The organism is Christiangramia pacifica (assembly GCF_057221535.1).
The window spans coordinates 2,049,764-2,067,491 of the sequence record NZ_CM170146.1; the positions used below are offsets into that span (position 1 = coordinate 2,049,764).

Sequence of the window (17,728 nt, forward strand, 5' to 3'; positions counted from 1 at the left end):
ATTACTTTGTATTACATAATAGATGACCGCAATACTCCGCAATTTGATGATGTTGTACTATAAAGACGACTGAAATTGGTTTATGTTACAGAAATCTTGAAAAAGAACCTGCATTCCTGTAAAGAAATGCAGGTTTTAGCAAAATCATCTTTATTAACACTAACCATCAAAATTAATAGGATGACCTTGCAAGGCCCGGACCTCGATCTAAAGACTTCCTTAACTTTTAATTGTTACACTGAATTTTGATTAACTTTGAAATATGGAGAAAAAAACACTGGTTCTGGGAGCCTCGCTTAAAACAAATCGATATTCTAATCTTGCCATTAATAAATTGGTTAGACATGGTCAGCCAACCGAAGCAATAGGCTTGCGGGAAGGAACTGTTAGCGGGGTGGAGATCAAAACCGAAAAATATCCATTTGAAGATATTAACACCATTACCTTATATCTGAATGCTAAGCGGCAACAGGAATATTACGATTATATTATTTCCCTGCATCCCGAAAGAGTGATCTTTAATCCTGGAACAGAAAACCCTGAACTGTACGATCTTTTAAAAAAGAACAATATCGCTTATGAAAATGCCTGTACTTTAGTCATGCTTTCTTCGCACCAGTACTAAACCCAGGAAGGTTAGCAAACCATTCAGGATCAATATAAAGAATCCGAATTCAAAACCGAACCATTTCAAACTATTCAGGCTAATGATATAAGAGAGCACCGGTGCGGCTAAGGCAATGATCGGTACGAGCCTGTCTTTTATTTTCCATCTCGTAAAAAGTCCGAAAGCATACAGTCCTAAGAGTGGTCCATAAGTATATCCGGCAAATTGGAATAGTTTATTGATGACACTTTTATCTGCGATCGCATATTTAAAGGCTAGCATCACCAGAATAAGCAATATCGAAATGGCAACATGTATCTGTTTCCTGATCCTAACCTGCTTTTTCTCTTCATATTTCTTTTCAATATCCAGAATGTCTATGCTGAAAGAAGTTGTTAGTGAAGTCAAAGCACTATCGGCGCTGGAATAGGCTGCCGCGATCAATCCTAGGATAAAGAAAATCGCTACTGCCATACCAAGGTCTCCGCTGGTTGCGATCGCTGGGAAAAGTTCATCTCTAACTTCGGTAAATCCGTTCACATCTGCATAATCTGTAAGCAGAACTCCCAACGCCAGGAAAAGAAAATTTACAAATACCAGCACGATAGTGAACCAGAACATATTTTTCTGAGCGTCTTTCAGGCTTCGGCAGGTTAAGTTCTTTTGCATCATATCCTGATCCAGTCCGGTCATCACGATGGCAATAAATGCTCCTGAAAGAAATTGTTTTACGAAATGATCCTTGCTTTTCCAGTCATCAAAAAAGAAGATCTGAGAGTGTTCGCTTTCAGCTAAATAACCAAATAAATTGCCGAGATTGAAACCAAGATCTTCAGAAATAAAATAGATCGTGATCCCTAGTGCCAATAGCATGAAAAAGGTTTGCAGGGTATCTGTCCAGATGATCGTTTTAATTCCGCTTTTAAAGGTGTAGAGCCAGATGAGTAAAATGGTAATAGTTACAGTTACGTAGTATGGAACTCCCATCGCATCAAAAACAATAAGCTGTAAAACATTGGCAACCAGAAAAAGCCGGAAGCTGGCACCAACTACTCGCGACAATAAGAAGAACGAGGCACCGGTCTTATAAGAAGCATTTCCAAACCTGCTTTCAAGATAGGTGTAAATAGAGGTCAGGTTCATTTTATAATAAAGAGGGAGTAAAACCTGTCCTATCACCGCATAACCTACTGTGTAACCTAAAACTACCTGAAAATAGCTGAACGAATCACTTTCTACTGTTCCGGGAATGGAAATAAAAGTGATTCCGCTCAATGAAGCACCAATCATCCCGAATGCTACCAGATACCATGGCGCCTGTTTATTTGCTTTGAAAAATTCAGCATTACTGCCGCCAAGTCCGGTGAAATATGAAATTAAGATAAGTACTGCGAAATATGCAGCAATAAGGATGAGGACTTGGTATGGTTGCATAAATAATGATTCTGCGAGGCAATTTACAAATTAAGCTTTAAGTAATTTCATCCGCTGAAAAAATCATAAATTCGCATATGGATTTTTCTTCAAAATTACTGGAACAGGCAGTAGATGAGATGTCTCAATTGCCCGGAATAGGAAAGCGAACAGCTTTGAGACTGGTACTGCATTTATTAAAACAGCCTGAAGAGCAAACCAAGCAACTAGCTGACGCCCTTCAAAATCTGCGGAAGAATATCAAGCTTTGCAGTAATTGTTTCAATATTAGCGACACCGAACTTTGTGAGATTTGTGCCAATACGTCAAGAGTTTCGGAGATAGTTTGCGTGGTTGAAGATATTCGTGACGTTATGGCGATCGAGAACACGGGTCAATATAGAGGTCACTACCATGTTCTTGGAGGAAAGATAAGTCCCATGGATGGGATAGGTCCATCACAATTAACTATCAAGCCTTTAATTGAAAAGGTACAGGCGGGAAAGATCGAAGAGATCATATTTGCCCTGAGCAGTACACTGGAAGGTGATACTACCAATTTCTATATTTTCAAGCAATTGGAAGGCACGGGAATTAAGACTTCAACTATCGCTCGTGGTATTTCTGTAGGAGACGAACTTGAATATGCAGATGAGGTTACTCTTGGAAGAAGTATTACCAATCGAATTCCTTTTGAAAACTCCATGAAAGGTTAGTTTTTCCGCAAATTCTAAAAGGCAAAACCTTTAAAAATCTCTGAAACTTTTTCAATTCCGTGTTTGAAATCGTAATTTTAGCAGATAAATACAGGAGTTGTTCCGCTATAAAAAAATCAGTAAAAATCAATTTTATTGATTTTTTAATATTTAACAAGTGGTATTTTGATTAAATTCGCAACTCAAATAACAAAATTGACATCTGATTTAAAGATATGGCAAAATTTGAATTGAAATTACCTAAAATGGGTGAAAGTGTTGCGGAAGCAACCATAACTAGCTGGCTTAAAGAGGTTGGGGATACGATAGAAATGGACGAGCCGGTTCTTGAAATTGCTACAGATAAAGTAGATAGCGAGGTGCCAAGTGAAGTAGACGGTAAACTTGTTGAAAAGCTATTTGAAGCAGATGATGTTGTTAAAGTAGGACAAACGATCGCGATCATAGAAACTGATGGTGATGTGGAAGGTTCAGGAGATGATGAAGATATGGATGATGAACCTGCAGAAGCAGCAGAGGTAGAAGAAACGGTTCAGCTAGCTAAAGATACCGCTTCAGCTGAATCTACTAATGAAGATTATTCAGATTCTTCACGATTTTACTCCCCGTTAGTGAAAAATATCGCGAAGGAAGAAGGAATTTCAGTTGGAGAGTTAGACCAGATAGAAGGAACCGGAAAAGAAGGTCGCGTTACCAAGAACGATATACTTTCTTATGTTGAAAACAGAGGTTCTCAGCCTAAAAAGTCTTCAGCATCAACAAGTAAATCTGCAGATACAGGAAAAATGGCTGCAGGTGTTTCTTCTCAGCCGGAACCAGTGGTTTCAGGAGAAGATGAGATCATTGAAATGAGTAGAATGGGTAAAATGATCGCACACCACATGGTAGATAGCGTTCAGAAGTCTGCCCATGTTCAGAGTTTTATTGAAGTAGATGTTACGAATATTTGGAACTGGAGAAATAAGCATAAAGCAGAATTTCAGAAGAAAGAAGGTGAAAAATTAACTTTTACCCCAATTTTTATGGAAGCCGTAGCAAAAGCTATTCGAGATTTCCCGATGATCAATATTTCTGTAAATGAAGATGCGACCAAGGTGATCAAGAAAAAGAATATCAATCTTGGAATGGCTGCTGCTTTACCTGACGGAAATCTTATTGTACCAGTGATCAAAAATGCAGACAGGCTGAATCTTGTTGGAATGGCTAAGGCAGTGAATGATCTTGCCAATCGTGCAAGACAGAATAAGTTGAAGCCAGATGAAATTCAGGGAGGAACATATACAGTTACCAATGTTGGTACTTTTGGAAGTATTATGGGAACTCCAATTATCAATCAGCCACAAGTAGGAATTCTTGCTCTTGGGGCAATTAGAAAGATGCCTGCGGTGATTGAAACTCCTGACGGTGATTTTATTGGAATCAGATATAAGATGATACTTTCTCATAGTTATGACCATAGAGTAGTTAATGGTGCACTTGGAGGACAATTCGTTCAGAGAGTGGCACAATATCTTCAGGATTTTGATAAAGACAGAGAGATATAATCAAATCTGATAAATAATTATACAAAGCCACGTAAATCGTGGCTTTTTCATTTTTAATTCCATAATTTGAATTTTAAATCCTGAAATCGGTCTGAATGGAACACTCAAATTATGCTAACTTTGCCGAAATTTTAAAATATGGATCTTAAGCTTACCAAGCCCATTTGTTTCTTTGATCTTGAAACTACCGGGACCAATATTTCAAAAGATAGAATCGTAGAGATCGCTATTCTTAAAGTATATCCAAATGGTAATAAAGAAAGTCATACCTGGTTGGTAAATCCTGAAAGGGAAATTCCGGCAGAGGTGGTCGCGATCCATGGTATCACGAATGAAAAGGTTGCAAATGAACCTACCTTTAAGCAGCTGGCTACAAAAATTCATGACCTAATAAAAGGTTGTGATCTCGGAGGTTATAACTCTAACCGTTTTGATATTCCACTACTGGTTGAAGAATTATTGCGCGCCGATATAGATTTTGAAATGAAGAATGTGGTAGCGGTAGACGTGCAGACGATCTTTCATAAAAAAGAACAGCGAACATTATCTGCGGCTTATCAATTTTACTGCGGAAAAGAACTGGAAGGAGCCCATGGTGCCGAAGCAGATACAGAAGCTACTTACGAAGTCCTGAAATCTCAGCTGGATAAATATGATGATCTTGAAAATGACATGAAATGGCTGGCAGATTTTAGTTCCAGAAGAAAATTTGCTGATTTCGCCGGATTCATTAGTTACGATAAGAAAGGCAAGGAAATCTTTTCCTTCGGGAAATATAAAGGAAAGCGTGTGGAACAGGTTCTGGAAGATGAGCCGGGTTATTTTGGCTGGATCCAGAATGCTGACTTTCCGCTTTATACTAAAAAAGTATTGACCGCGATCAAGCTAAGAAAGCTTAATAATAAATTATCCTGATTTGAATTTTTCCCGCATCTTTCTTAGGATTTTCCTGATTCTAAGCTGTCTAAATTTGACCGCTCAAATTACTACCGTGCGCGGAAAGATCATCAATAAGAAAAGCTCAGAGCCATTGCCTTATGCGAATATCATATTCGAAAATTATGGGATGGGAGCGTCTACCAATCAAAATGGAGAATTTGGTTTTTCAATTCCTGATTCTTTAAAGAATGAAAATATTGTAGTTTCCTATGTCGGCTTTAAAAAAGAAAAGATTTCTATCGCCAGAATTCTTCAGGAAAAATTAATCGAATTAACTCCCAGGGATGAAAATCTTGATGAGGTATTGATTTCCCAGATCCTGGAAAAGAAGCGATATGTCTATCGTCCGGAGAATTTATATGAATCCATGGGGATTGGAAATATGAATGCGGCTCTGTATCCTTCAACGATTGCACGCTATTACCCAAAACCGGATAAATTTGACGGGGACAGTTTTTTTGAATATATCCAGGTTTACTTTTATTCTGTAAATGAGCAGAATAGTTTAGCTCCTAAATTCAGACTTCATATTTATGAGGTCCAAGAAAATGGAATGCCAGGTGATGATATTCTCGATAATATGGTGCTGGAAAAATCTCCTTTTGAAAACAGTTTAAAAGTTGAGTTGCTTGACAGGAAGATCAAGGTTCCGGAAAACGGATTTTTTGTAGGCCTGGAGCATCTTTTCATTAAATCGAATGAATATACGGAGGTGAAAGACTATTATATGAATGATACGCTGGTGGCGAAAGATTTTGAATATAAACGCTACGCTCCAGTCTACAGGGGTGTCTTTACCGAAAAAGCAGATGATCTAAAAGTATATTATTACCAGCCTGAAGGTTGGGTAGATATTTCAAACTGGATCATCGAAAGAGAGGAAAATGAAAAGAACTACGTGGCTCCTGTTTTTAAGATCAGGCTCACTAATTAACTTAAAACGTCGCATTTTATGAAGATCATTTGTGTAGGTCGAAATTATACAGATCATATCGCGGAGTTGAAAAATGAAAAGCCGGAAGACCCGGTGATCTTTCAAAAACCGGATACTTCTATTCTACTAAAAAAACAGCCATTTTTCATCCCGGACTTTTCAAATGATGTACATTATGAAGTTGAAGTGCTGGTGAAGATCAAAAAGATTGGTAAGCACATACAGGAGAAATTTGCACATAAATATTATGATGAAATTGGGTTGGGGATAGATTTTACCGCCAGGGATCTTCAGCAAAAATTAAAAGAAAAAGGATTGCCCTGGGAAAAAGCCAAAGCTTTTGATGGCGCTGCGGTGGTTAGTAATAAATGGCTGGATAAGAATGAATTGAGTGATGTAGATAAACTGAATTTTAAACTGCTTAAAAATGATGAAATTGTCCAGGATGCCAATACCTCCCATATGCTTTGGAAAATTGATGAATTAATTGCTTATATTTCGACGTATTTCACCCTAAAGATCGGGGATATCATCTTTACGGGAACACCTGCGGGGGTTGGTAAAGTTTCTCCCGAAGACAGGTTAACGGGATACCTGGAAAATAACAAGATGTTTTCGATCAAAGTAAAATAAACCAACTGAATGAATAGCTATAATCTTGATGAGGTAAAAGAAATGGCCGGCGGGGATGATGAGTTCATGCTCGTAGTCGTACAAACTTTTCTTGAAGAAATTCCGCCAGATGTGGCATCCATGAGTGAAGCGATTGGAAACGATAACCCCTCGCTGGCTTATCAATATGCACATAAAATGAAGCCAAATCTTCAGCTTTTCGGTCTAAATCTAATGGATCAGATCAAGATTATTGAAGCCTGGTCAAAACAAGGCGAACGAAAGGATGAAGTGCCTGAGGCAGCCGAAACTATTGCCAGAAAAGTGGATGTGGCAGTTATTGCACTTAAAAGAGATTTTAATTTAGAATGAAAGCTGAAATAGTCACAATCGGGGATGAAATTCTCATCGGTCAGATTGTTGATACGAATTCAGCATACATCTCCAAAGAACTTAATAAAATAGGCGTAAGCGTTCACCAGATAACTTCTATTCAGGATGAACGTGATCATATATTACAGACCTTAAAGGAAGCTTCAGAAAGAGCCGATATTATTATCGTGACCGGTGGACTTGGGCCTACCAAGGATGATATCACTAAAAAATGTCTATGTGAATTTTTTGACGATGAGCTGGTTCGTAATGAGAAGGTGCTAAAACATATAGAACATCTGTTCGATAAATATATAGACACTCCAATTTCAGACCTGAATAAAAATCAGGCGTTATTACCTTCAAAAGCCATTGCTTTACATAATGAATATGGTACAGCTGCTGGAATGTGGTTTAAGGAAAATGGAAAAGTTTTTATTTCCATGCCCGGGGTGCCTTATGAAATGCGTGGATTGATGGAGCGGGAGATCATTCCGAAATTACAGAATGAATTTTCCAGGCCAATAATTCTTCATAAAACTGTGATCACTCTAGGTTTAGGTGAAAGCGCCATCGCTGAAAAGATCGAAAGTTGGGAAAACGAGTTGCCCAAAGAAATTAAACTGGCTTACCTGCCAAATTTAGGTAGAGTTAGGTTGAGACTTAGCGCTAAAGGAACTGATGAAGAAGTTTTAAAGAATGCCGTTGATGAACAAATTCTTAAACTTCATAAGATCATCGGCGATATAATTTATGGATATGAAGATGATGATCCTATTGAGGTAGTGATCAGCAAGCTTCTGGTGGAAAATAAGTGGACCTTATCTACTGCGGAAAGCTGTACAGGAGGAAGGTTGGCCTCTAAATTTACCAAAGCTCCCGGCTCCTCGGCTTCATTCAAAGGAAGTGTGGTTTCTTATTCTACGGAGGCTAAAGCTGAATTATTGGGCGTATCCGAAGAGACTATTGCTAAGTATTCTGTGGTAAGTGCAGAGGTTGCCAGAGAAATGGCTACAGGTGCAAAGAATAAATTCCATACAGATTTTGCCATTTCTACTACCGGTAATGCAGGGCCCACCAAAGGGGATAGTGAGGCTGAATTAGGAACGGTTTTTATTGGAATCGCCACTCCAAATGGAGTAGTTGCACATCAATTCAATTTTGGGAATCATAGGGAAAAAGTGATTGGAAAATCTGTGAACAAAGCAATGGAAATCCTTCAGGAGAATATTTTAAAATTAAGAGACGATAATTGATATTCAATAGATTGGTGTTAAAATATCTCAATTTTGGTCCAGCTACGCTTGATTTATATGCATTAAAAATCTTATTTTTGCAGCCGCGAAAGCCCTGAGACGGGAGCTGAACGAGAATTCATGAACAATATTTCACGTCTAAAATATTTTTTTTGAATTAGTTGCCTGTTAGGTAAAAAAATCGTTAATTTGCAGCCTGTTTTGAAATAACGAGAAAAGTATAGAGCAATGTCAAGAGTTTGTGAACTTACCGGGAAAAGAGCTATGGTTGGGAATAATGTTTCTCACGCCATGAACAAGACTAAACGTAAATTTAACGCTAACTTGGTTAAAAAACGTTTTTTTATTCCTGAAGAAGATAGATGGGTAACACTAAAAGTGTGTACATCTGCATTAAAAGATATCAATAAAAAAGGCATTTCTGCCGTAATTAAGGAAGCTAGAGCAAAAGGATTTCTTCAGAAATAATCCTTAGCACCTAAAAATTTTTCACAATGGCAAAGAAAGGTAACAGAGTTCAGGTAATTCTAGAATGCACAGAGCATAAGTCATCTGGTCAACCAGGTACTTCAAGATATATTACTACAAAAAATAAGAAGAATACACCGGATAGAATCGAGTTGAAGAAATTCAACCCAATTCTTAAGAAAATGACGGTTCATAAAGAAATAAAATAATTGAGTCATGGCAAAGAAATCAGTAGCATCTATTCAAACAGGATCTAAAAGATTAACCAAAGCGATAAAAATGGTTAAATCTGAGAAAACCGGTGCCTACACTTTTGTAGAACAAATCATGGCTCCGGAAGACGTAAACGACTTTTTGAAAAAGTAAGGATCGTTCACAAACGATTTTAAATAATCTTTAAAAGCCGTCCTGGATTTAATCTGGACGGCTTTTTCTTTTTATGTATATTTATTGCCGTTTTAGAAGGTTTTTTAACCTTCTAATTTTTTAAAACCAGCCAAAATAAAATGAGTTTATTTAAAAAGATATTTTCTAAGGAGAAAAAAGAAAATCTGGATAAAGGATTGGAGAAATCTAAAACCAGTTTCCTTGATAAGATGAGTAAGGCTGTAGCCGGAAAATCAAAGGTTGATGATGAAGTTTTAGATGATCTTGAAGATGTCCTGGTTAGTAGTGATGTTGGTGTTGCTACTACAATTAAGGTAATCAATAGAATTGAAGAAAGAGTGGCCAGGGATAAATACCTTGGAACTGATGAATTGAATAAAATTCTTCGTGAAGAGATCGCTGCACTTCTTTCTGAAACCAATACTGGAGAAGCTTCAGAAATTCAAATTCCTGAAAACAAGAAACCATATGTTATTATGGTTGTTGGTGTAAATGGGGTTGGAAAAACAACTACCATTGGGAAGCTGGCGCATCAATTCAAAAGCAAGGGTAAAAAAGTGGTTCTGGGAGCAGCAGATACATTTAGAGCAGCAGCAATAGACCAGCTTCAGATCTGGGCAGATAGAACAGATGTGCCGATCATAAAGCAGAAAATGGGAAGCGATCCTGCTTCCGTAGCTTTTGATACTGTGCAAAGCGCTGTAAAAATGGATGCCGATGTGGTATTGATCGATACTGCAGGCCGACTTCACAATAAAGTAAATCTAATGAAGGAGCTAACCAAAGTGAAAAGGGTGATGCAGAAAACCATTCCTGATGCTCCTCATGAAGTTTTGTTGGTGCTTGATGGATCTACAGGTCAGAATGCTTTTGAGCAGGCTAAGCAGTTTACAGCAGCTACAGAAGTTACGTCATTAGCCGTAACCAAATTAGATGGTACAGCCAAAGGAGGCGTGGTGATCGGGATCAGTGACCAGTTTCAGATTCCGGTGAAATATATTGGAGTAGGAGAGGGAATCGAAGATCTACAGGTATTTAATAAATATGAATTCGTTGATTCATTCTTCAAATAAGAATATGAAAAAAACTTTACTTCTTCTCGCGGCAGTTGCTTTGATCAGCTGCAAAAATGAGACAACTAATAAAGATTCTGAAACAACTTCAGTAAAATCTGATTCAACCAATGTTGAAGAGATAGAATTCAAGCAAATAGATTCCAAGGTTATCGATAATGATAGTCTGTGGAAACCCTTTGAAGCTGATATTGCCGATTTTTCCACAGAAGTTTATGAAGAGGTAAAAGCTTTGGTTTTTGAAAAGTCAATTCCCGAAATTCAAAAGTCAATCGAAGATGGTAATTTGACCTATGAGGAATTGTCTCTTTTCTATTTAACCAGGATCAAGGAATACGATCGTGAAAATGATCTCTCTTTAAATTCAGTCATTTCATTAAATCCAGATTTGCTAAAAGAAGCAAGAGAGAAAGACAAGCAAAAGAGTAAAACTGCGAATTACCATCCAATTTTTGGTATTCCGGTGCTACTAAAAGATAATATCAATACTGCTGGAATGGCAACTACAGCCGGTTCTTACGCAATGCAGAATAACGAAACTGAAGATGCTTTTATCGTACAGAGATTAAAGGAAAATGGCGCTTTAATTCTTGGAAAAGCTAACCTGAGCGAGTGGGCTAATTTTTTCTGTGAAGGTTGTCCTAACGGATTTTCAACCGTTGGTGGACAAACTTTGAATCCTTATGGTAGAAAAGTTCATGACACCGGTGGATCAAGTTCGGGCAGCGGTGTGGCGGTAGCTGCAAATTTTGCTCCTGTGGCGGTTGGTTCTGAAACGTCAGGATCAATTCTTTCACCTTCCAGTTCCAATTCTGTAGTAGGTTTGAAACCAACCATTGGCGTTCTGAGTAGAGGCGGAATTGTTCCTATTTCAAGCACATTGGATACTCCCGGGCCAATTACTAAATCTGTAATTGATAATGCTATTTTGATGGATGCCATGACCGGTATGGATCAAGCCGATCCTGCTTCTGCTTCAGCAAAGCAATTTGGGTCATCATATTATTCAGATCTGGAAAAAGCAGATATGAATGGTAAGCGTTTTGGAGCTATCAAATCACTCATGGAAGATTCACTTTACGTAAGAGCCATAGAAGATCTAAAAAAATCGGGTGCTGAGATCGTAGAATTTGAAGCTGAAGAAATTGATCTTCCTAATTTTCTTAGGCTGCTGAATCTTGATATGAAAAAGGATCTGCCGGCATACTTAAAAAATTACGGAGGTGAAGTTGCATTTAAGAATGTTCAGGATGTTATAGATTACAACGAGAAGGATTCATTGAACAGAGCGCCTTACGGGCAGGCTTTATTCCTGGGGATCGTAAAAGATACCGCTTCAGAAAATGAATTTGCTGCGATAAAGGATACTCTGAAAACTAATGGTACACGATTTTTTGAAAAACCTATGCAGGAGTATGATCTTGATGCGGTTCTTTCAATCAATAATTATCATGCAGGTTATGCGGCCGTGGCAAAATATCCCGCGATAACCGTTCCTATGGGTTATACTTCAGAAAACAAACCTATGGGACTTACTTTCATTGGTGAACCTTTTACGGAAGAGCAGCTGCTTCAGTTCGCTTATGCTTTCGAAAAGAATACAAAAAGAAGAAAAACGCCTGAGGATTATAATGAGTAATACTTCCGAAAGATATCTCGTACTAATTTCAAAGATCATTTTCTTTTACAGTGTCTTTTACGTGGTGATGAAAGTGATCGCGGTTTTTGGAGATGCGTGGGTAATTCCAAATCTTATTCTTTCCCTGCCATACCTGGTTTTCGCGATCGTTGGAGGTTTCATGGTAAAACGAAATTCTTATCACTGGGCATATGTTATTGCAGGAGCAATTCTTATAAGTGTGGTAAGATATTACGAAAAAGAATGGATGTTCTGGCTGCACGAATATTTCTCTTAAAATCTTCATTGTAAAGACTTTCAGGTATATCTAATTTTAGATTGTATCTTTGCACCCGCTTTGGAGTTTCCTTCGGAAAATTTCAAAGTCAAAAAGTAGAAAGTTTATGAGAACGAAATCACTAAAGAAGAACAGGATCAACGTTGTAACTCTTGGTTGTAGCAAGAATGTTTACGATTCAGAGGTTTTGATGGGGCAGTTGAAGGCGAATGATAAGGACGTTGTGCATGAAGAAGACGGGAATATCGTAGTGATTAATACCTGTGGATTCATCGATAATGCGAAAGAGCAGTCGGTAAATACTATTCTGGAATTCGTCGAGAAGAAACAGCAGGGTGATGTGGACAAGGTTTTTGTGACCGGTTGCTTAAGCGAACGTTACAAGCCAGACCTTCAAAAGGAAATCCCTGATGTAGACCAGTATTTTGGTACTACAGAACTTCCTGGGTTACTCTCTGCCCTTGAAGCTGATTATAAGCATGAACTGATAGGGGAAAGACTTACTACAACCCCAAAAAATTATGCGTACTTAAAGATTGCGGAAGGTTGTGACCGTCCATGTTCTTTTTGTGCGATCCCTTTAATGCGTGGTGGTCATAAATCTACTCCAATTGAAAACCTGGTAAAGGAAGCTGAAAAACTTGCGGCCAATGGAGTAAAAGAATTGATTCTTATTGCGCAGGATCTTACCTATTACGGGCTTGATCTTTATAAAAAACGTAACCTGGCTGAACTTCTTGAGAACCTTGTGAAAGTGGAAGGAATTGAATGGATCAGGTTGCATTACGCATTTCCTACAGGCTTTCCAATGGACGTGCTGGAAGTGATGAAGCGCGAGCCTAAGGTTTGTAATTATCTGGATATTCCACTTCAGCATATTTCTGATGATCTTCTGAAATCGATGCGTCGCGGAACCACTCATGAAAAAACAACTAAACTTCTGAAGGAATTCAGAAAGACTGTGCCCGAAATGGCCATAAGAACAACGCTAATCGTTGGATATCCTGGAGAAACTGAAGAGCATTTTCAGGAATTGAAAGAATGGGTAAAAGAAATGCGTTTTGAGCGCCTCGGTTGTTTTACCTATTCTCATGAAGAGAATACTCATGCTTATAATTTGAAGGATGATGTTCCGCAGGAGATAAAGCAGAAGCGTGCTAATGAAATAATGGAAATCCAGTCTCAGATCTCCTGGGAGTTGAATCAGCAGAAAATTGGAGAAGTTTTTAAAGTGGTGATAGATCGCAAGGAAGGAAATCATTTTATCGGCCGCACAGAATTTGATTCTCCAGATGTTGATAATGAAGTGCTTATTGATGCTACTTCAGTTTATCTTAAAACCGGGGATTATTATGAAGTTAAGATCATTGATGCTGCCGATTTCGATCTTTATGGGGAACCTCTAAATGTGACTGCTGAAAAGCCGAAGCGCAAAGAGATCAAGGTTAGAACTTCCTAATACTAGATGACAAGAATTTCCAGAAACATCAGTTTTTTCAAAAGAAATCATTACCTGATCTTTGGTTGTTTATGGTTGTTTATGCCAGTTACTTATTATTTATCAAACGATTCTACTGAAAGGTCAACTTCTGAATGGCTATTTTCCATCGGCTATTTTATTATTGCTGGCTTGTATTTTTTCAGTGCTTATTAATACCGAGGAAAGAGAGCTGAATATATTGAATGGGATGATCAAAACTTAAATTATCAGCAATGTCGCGGAAAACTCTATTCTTATAAAATTGACAATCTGATAAGTCTCACTGTAGCTGAAAGTAATCTTATCATAAAGGCTCCAAATGCTCAGGGGACTATGGCGCCTTTGAAAGGTTATTCCGAAGAGGATATTTTAAAGCTAAAATCTCGTTTTCAGGAAGACTAATCGCTTTTTTTTCTCTTCCGGTAATCTATAAAAATATATATTCCGTAGATAAGAATTCCGGCACCGCCAATCCAATAGAGTCCGTTTTTTAATTTATCAATATCCTGGGCAAAATAGGCAATGGCGAAAGCAAGTGGAGTAATTCCGGTTAGAGTTGCGAAAATAAATTTACGGTATTTCATACTCAGCATTCCGGCGATGATACTAATGGCATCATTCGAAAGAAAAGGAGAAATCCTAAATATGGCAATGGTCCAGAAACCATATTCTGAAACCCAATATTCAACTTGTTTATTCTTTGATTTTCCCATGATCTTTTCCAGGTGATCTTCACCCAGCCATTTTCCCATATAGAAGGCGATACTTGAGGCACAGAACACCCCGGTTATCGATATAAGCGCTCCGCCCCAGAATCCGTAAGCCAGAACCGCAACGATCATGGGTAACCAGGATGGGAAAATTACCAGAAAGATCTGCAAAACCATTACGATGATGATCGCCACGGGTCCCCAGAACCCAAAACTTTCAAAATGTGCACTTATCCGGTCTTCATCTTCACTCCATAATATATTCCAGGTTTCATTAATAAACTGCTGAAATGGTTGATGCACAAGATAAAAAATGATAAGTCCGGCCAGGATGGCACCGGTAATGAAGTAAGATGCTTTTTTAGACAACAGGTTTAAATTTGGTTGGTTGCATTATATGCTCTAGGAAAAAGATATAAAAAAGGCGGAAATTTGAATTCCCGCCTCTACTTAAATCTTTGATAAAGTTTTATTCGGTTTTGTTTTCTGCATTTAATAAAACTGGTTTACCATAACCGAGATCTTCCAACTTTTCCAATTGGGTTTCAGCATCACCTACGATAAGATAATACATTCTCTCTGGATCAACATATTTTTTCGCCAGGTCCTGTACATCAAGTACGTTCATATTTTCCACCATATTCTCTCTTTGCTTTATATAGTCGTAATCATATCCAAAATCACTTATCTCTCTTAGCATATTCAGTTTAGCGCCAAGAGTTTCAAAACGTCTTGCATTACTTTTTATCATATAACTTTTAGTAACATCAAGATCTTCCTGGGTAAAAGTTTCAGGATAATCTTTTAAAATATCGCGAACCAATTCAGCGGCTTCGTAGGTGATATTGGATCGCACACCACTGGTGATCATAAACGGTCCAATATAAGACTGGTCCGCAAACCTTGAGCGAATACCATAAGTATAACCTTTACCTTCTCTAAGTTCCTGGGTAAGTCTCGAGGCGAAACCACCTCCTCCCAGGCGATAATTCATCACTTCTGCGGGATAGAATTGCTCATTCTTTGCTGAAAGACCAGGAGCTCCAAAGGCGAGAACCGATTGTTTTGCTCCGGGAACATCGTAAAAGTATACACCAGATTTTTCCGGAAGCTGAAATTGCGGAATTTCAGGAAACGATACACTCTTTGGTGCCCAATTAGCCGATATCGCCTTTATGGCATCTGTAGCTTCAGACTTTTTTACGGCACCTACAGCCATGAATGTAGAGGCTAAAGGCGAAAGGTTTTCTTCATAATAGTCTTTTAAGTCATTTATAGTCAGGTTCTCTATAGTTTCAGGAGTTCCCAATTCATTGTAAGATAAAATAGAGTCGTCACCGTAAATGAGCTTTTTAAATTCATTTTGGGCAATCGCATTAGGGTCACCTTTTTGTTCCTGTAATTTACTAAGCGTTTGCTGTTTTATCAGTTCAAATTCTTTTTCATCCCATCTAGGTTCGAGAAGAATCTCCTGAACCAGGTCTATGGTTTCCTGGAAATTTTTAGCTAGAGTATTTCCAGAAATCGTAATTTTTTCTTCGCTCGAATTTACATAAATGGAAGCACCTAAAAGTTCAATGGCTTCTTCCAGCTCTGCGGGTGTCTTTTTAGCTGTTCCTTTGGTCATTAGATTTGCCAGCATATTTGAAACACCAGCATTAGAAGGTTTTTCTAATAACTGTCCACCCTTCATTTCCAGACTGAATTGTACCACAGGAACTTCATTATTTGTGATTCCCATTACTTTCAATCCGGAAGGCATGCGCGAATCCCAAATATCAGGAATATTCAATTCGGGTTTTCCCTGGTACGGAGGCTCCATGCTTCGGTCAAAAGAAGAGGGAGTTTTTTCATAGGAAATTTGCTGACTTGCATCAAAATCTTCCTCAGCACCTTCAACGATCTTTTCTTCTACTACTTCAGCCTTTTCTGAATTTTCAAGAGCTAATTCAAGCTGACCTTTAGGCACAAAACTGGTAGCTACGTAATTCTTATTTTTTATATACTTATTGAAAACTCTCATTACATCAGCTTCAGTCACTGCCAGTAATTTTTCAATTTCCTTATTAATGAAATTCGGATCGTTAGCGAATATTTCATATTGCGCTAATTGAAATCCTTTTCCTAAAACGCTGGAAATAGAATTATAAAAATCGGTCTCCAGTCCCGCCTTAATTCTTTTCAGGTCTTTAGCCGGTATTCCATTTTTTTCAAATTCATTAAAAGACTCTTCCAGGGCCGTTTGTACCGAATCAAGATCTTTGCCTTCATAAGCCCTAACCTGAACCATTAATTGTCCGGCCAGTTCAGATGTGTAATTGAACATGTTCACGTTTCCGGTAAGTTGCTTTTCTTCTACCAGTTTTTTGTAAAGAGGTGCGTTTTTACCTTCATATAAATAATTGGACAGAATTTCCAAGGCAAAAGAATCATCGTGGTAGGAATAAACTGAAGGCCAGGCTATTGTTAATTCCGGTAATTGGGCAAAATTATCTTCGTGATACAGTTTTTTTGATTGGTCTAAAGAAACCAATTGTTTCTCCAGCTCTTCAACTTCCTCACCTCTTTCAATTTCATCAAAATATTTATGAACCCATTCTTTCGCCTGAGCCTTATCAAAATTTCCGGAAATGGTTAATATCACATTATTTGGTACATACCATCTGTTGTAAAAATCTTTTACATCCTGCAAAGTTGCATTTTGCAGATCTTCAAGACTACCAATTACCTGCCAGTTATAAGGATGATCTTCCGGATATAGATTCTTATCAATCACGTAAAAAGTATGCCCATAAGGCCTGTTATCCACACCCTGACGTTTTTCATTTTTAACCACCTGCTTTTCTTTAGCCAGCACAGGTTCTGTTACCGTATTTATAAAAAATCCAAGTTTATCAGCTTCTGCCCAGATCATTTTTTCCAGAGCGTCGTTAGGTACGGTTTGATAATAATTCGTCCTGTCACGGCTGGTAGAGCCATTCGCTCCGGAACCACCGATTCTCGCACTTAATTTATCCAGACCGCCTTTACCCAGATTTTCTGATTCGAGGAAAAGCAAGTGCTCAAATAAATGTGCAAAACCGGTTCTTCCTTCTTTTTCCCGGGCAGAACCAACGTGTGCGGTTAAAGCAACGGCTACCACAGGATCGGAGGTATCCTGATGCAGAATCACCTTAAGCCCGTTTTCCAGGCTAAAAGTTTCAAAATCTACGGAAAAGTTCTCTGTTTTTTCTTGGGCGATCAAAGAAATGAAAGTGCTCAGAAAAACAAATAAGATAGATAAGCGAATAATTTTCATAAG

At 38.2% G+C, this 17,728-nt stretch carries 18 protein-coding genes; 15 read left to right on the forward strand and 3 right to left on the reverse strand.

All coding sequences use genetic code 11. The features are described from left to right. The first annotated feature begins 262 nt into the window (after nucleotides 1-262). On the forward strand, nucleotides 263-625 hold the full coding sequence (locus AC2S94_RS09570) for a CoA-binding protein (protein WP_484628377.1): 363 nt from the start codon (nucleotides 263-265) through the stop codon (nucleotides 623-625). On the opposite strand, the gene AC2S94_RS09575 is transcribed toward AC2S94_RS09570, so the two are convergent. After that, nucleotides 596-2,041: a sodium:solute symporter gene (locus AC2S94_RS09575; RefSeq protein ID WP_484628378.1), complete on the reverse strand. Its 1,446-nt coding sequence runs from the start codon at nucleotides 2,039-2,041 to the stop codon at nucleotides 596-598. The two genes, AC2S94_RS09570 and AC2S94_RS09575, sit on opposite strands and share 30 nt — an antisense overlap. 77 nt (nucleotides 2,042-2,118) lie before the next feature. Between AC2S94_RS09575 and recR the strand changes: the two genes are divergently transcribed. The 14 genes from recR (at nucleotide 2,119) to rimO (ending at nucleotide 13,696) form a co-directional block, all read left to right on the forward strand. Continuing rightward, nucleotides 2,119-2,736, forward strand: a complete 618-nt coding sequence (recR, locus tag AC2S94_RS09580; RefSeq protein ID WP_484628379.1) for a recombination mediator RecR — start codon at nucleotides 2,119-2,121, stop codon at nucleotides 2,734-2,736. A 215-nt stretch (nucleotides 2,737-2,951) separates the two neighbouring features. After that, a complete protein-coding gene (locus AC2S94_RS09585) occupies nucleotides 2,952-4,280 on the forward strand; it encodes a dihydrolipoamide acetyltransferase family protein (protein ID WP_484628380.1) in 1,329 nt (442 codons plus the stop codon). Nucleotides 4,281-4,418: 138 nt separating this feature from the next. After that, entirely contained in the window at nucleotides 4,419-5,195 is a 777-nt protein-coding gene (locus tag AC2S94_RS09590; RefSeq protein WP_484628381.1) for an exonuclease domain-containing protein, read from the forward strand. Between the two features lie 55 nt (nucleotides 5,196-5,250). After that, nucleotides 5,251-6,153, forward strand: coding sequence for a carboxypeptidase-like regulatory domain-containing protein (locus AC2S94_RS09595; protein ID WP_484628382.1), 903 nt, complete (start codon nucleotides 5,251-5,253; stop codon nucleotides 6,151-6,153). A gap of 18 nt (nucleotides 6,154-6,171) precedes the next feature. Then, the gene (locus AC2S94_RS09600) at nucleotides 6,172-6,786 is read left to right on the forward strand and encodes a fumarylacetoacetate hydrolase family protein (protein ID WP_484628383.1); all 615 of its coding nucleotides are present in this window, start codon (nucleotides 6,172-6,174) and stop codon (nucleotides 6,784-6,786) included. Nucleotides 6,787-6,795: 9 nt separating this feature from the next. Continuing rightward, a complete protein-coding gene (locus AC2S94_RS09605) occupies nucleotides 6,796-7,137 on the forward strand; it encodes an Hpt domain-containing protein (protein ID WP_484628384.1) in 342 nt (113 codons plus the stop codon). Continuing rightward, complete coding sequence (locus AC2S94_RS09610; protein WP_484628385.1) at nucleotides 7,134-8,393, forward strand: competence/damage-inducible protein A; 1,260 nt, start codon at nucleotides 7,134-7,136, stop codon at nucleotides 8,391-8,393. The genes AC2S94_RS09605 and AC2S94_RS09610 overlap by 4 nt, the downstream gene beginning before the upstream one ends. A gap of 228 nt (nucleotides 8,394-8,621) precedes the next feature. After that, a complete protein-coding gene (rpmB, locus tag AC2S94_RS09615) occupies nucleotides 8,622-8,861 on the forward strand; it encodes a 50S ribosomal protein L28 (protein ID WP_484628386.1) in 240 nt (79 codons plus the stop codon). A 26-nt stretch (nucleotides 8,862-8,887) separates the two neighbouring features. Then, nucleotides 8,888-9,070 carry a 50S ribosomal protein L33 gene (gene rpmG, locus AC2S94_RS09620; protein WP_300434505.1) on the forward strand — a complete coding sequence of 61 codons (183 nt, stop codon included), beginning with the start codon at nucleotides 8,888-8,890 and terminating at the stop codon, nucleotides 9,068-9,070. 7 nt (nucleotides 9,071-9,077) lie between these two features. Next, complete coding sequence (locus AC2S94_RS09625) at nucleotides 9,078-9,227, forward strand: DUF4295 domain-containing protein (RefSeq protein WP_084509775.1); 150 nt, start codon at nucleotides 9,078-9,080, stop codon at nucleotides 9,225-9,227. Between the two features lie 140 nt (nucleotides 9,228-9,367). Continuing rightward, the gene (gene ftsY / locus AC2S94_RS09630) at nucleotides 9,368-10,321 is read left to right on the forward strand and encodes a signal recognition particle-docking protein FtsY (RefSeq protein WP_484628387.1); all 954 of its coding nucleotides are present in this window, start codon (nucleotides 9,368-9,370) and stop codon (nucleotides 10,319-10,321) included. A gap of 4 nt (nucleotides 10,322-10,325) precedes the next feature. Next, nucleotides 10,326-11,960 carry an amidase family protein gene (locus tag AC2S94_RS09635; protein ID WP_484628388.1) on the forward strand — a complete coding sequence of 545 codons (1,635 nt, stop codon included), beginning with the start codon at nucleotides 10,326-10,328 and terminating at the stop codon, nucleotides 11,958-11,960. After that, nucleotides 11,953-12,237, forward strand: a complete 285-nt coding sequence (locus AC2S94_RS09640) for a hypothetical protein (protein ID WP_484628389.1) — start codon at nucleotides 11,953-11,955, stop codon at nucleotides 12,235-12,237. The genes AC2S94_RS09635 and AC2S94_RS09640 overlap by 8 nt, the downstream gene beginning before the upstream one ends. Nucleotides 12,238-12,343: 106 nt before the next feature. After that, entirely contained in the window at nucleotides 12,344-13,696 is a 1,353-nt protein-coding gene (gene rimO, locus AC2S94_RS09645; RefSeq protein WP_484628390.1) for a 30S ribosomal protein S12 methylthiotransferase RimO, read from the forward strand. Nucleotides 13,697-14,115: 419 nt separating this feature from the next. On the opposite strand, the gene AC2S94_RS09650 is transcribed toward rimO, so the two are convergent. Beyond that, nucleotides 14,116-14,796, reverse strand: coding sequence for a TVP38/TMEM64 family protein (locus AC2S94_RS09650; RefSeq protein ID WP_484628391.1), 681 nt, complete (start codon nucleotides 14,794-14,796; stop codon nucleotides 14,116-14,118). Nucleotides 14,797-14,896: 100 nt separating this feature from the next. Beyond that, entirely contained in the window at nucleotides 14,897-17,725 is a 2,829-nt protein-coding gene (locus AC2S94_RS09655) for a M16 family metallopeptidase (protein WP_484628392.1), read from the reverse strand. Nucleotides 17,726-17,728: the final 3 nt, after the last annotated feature.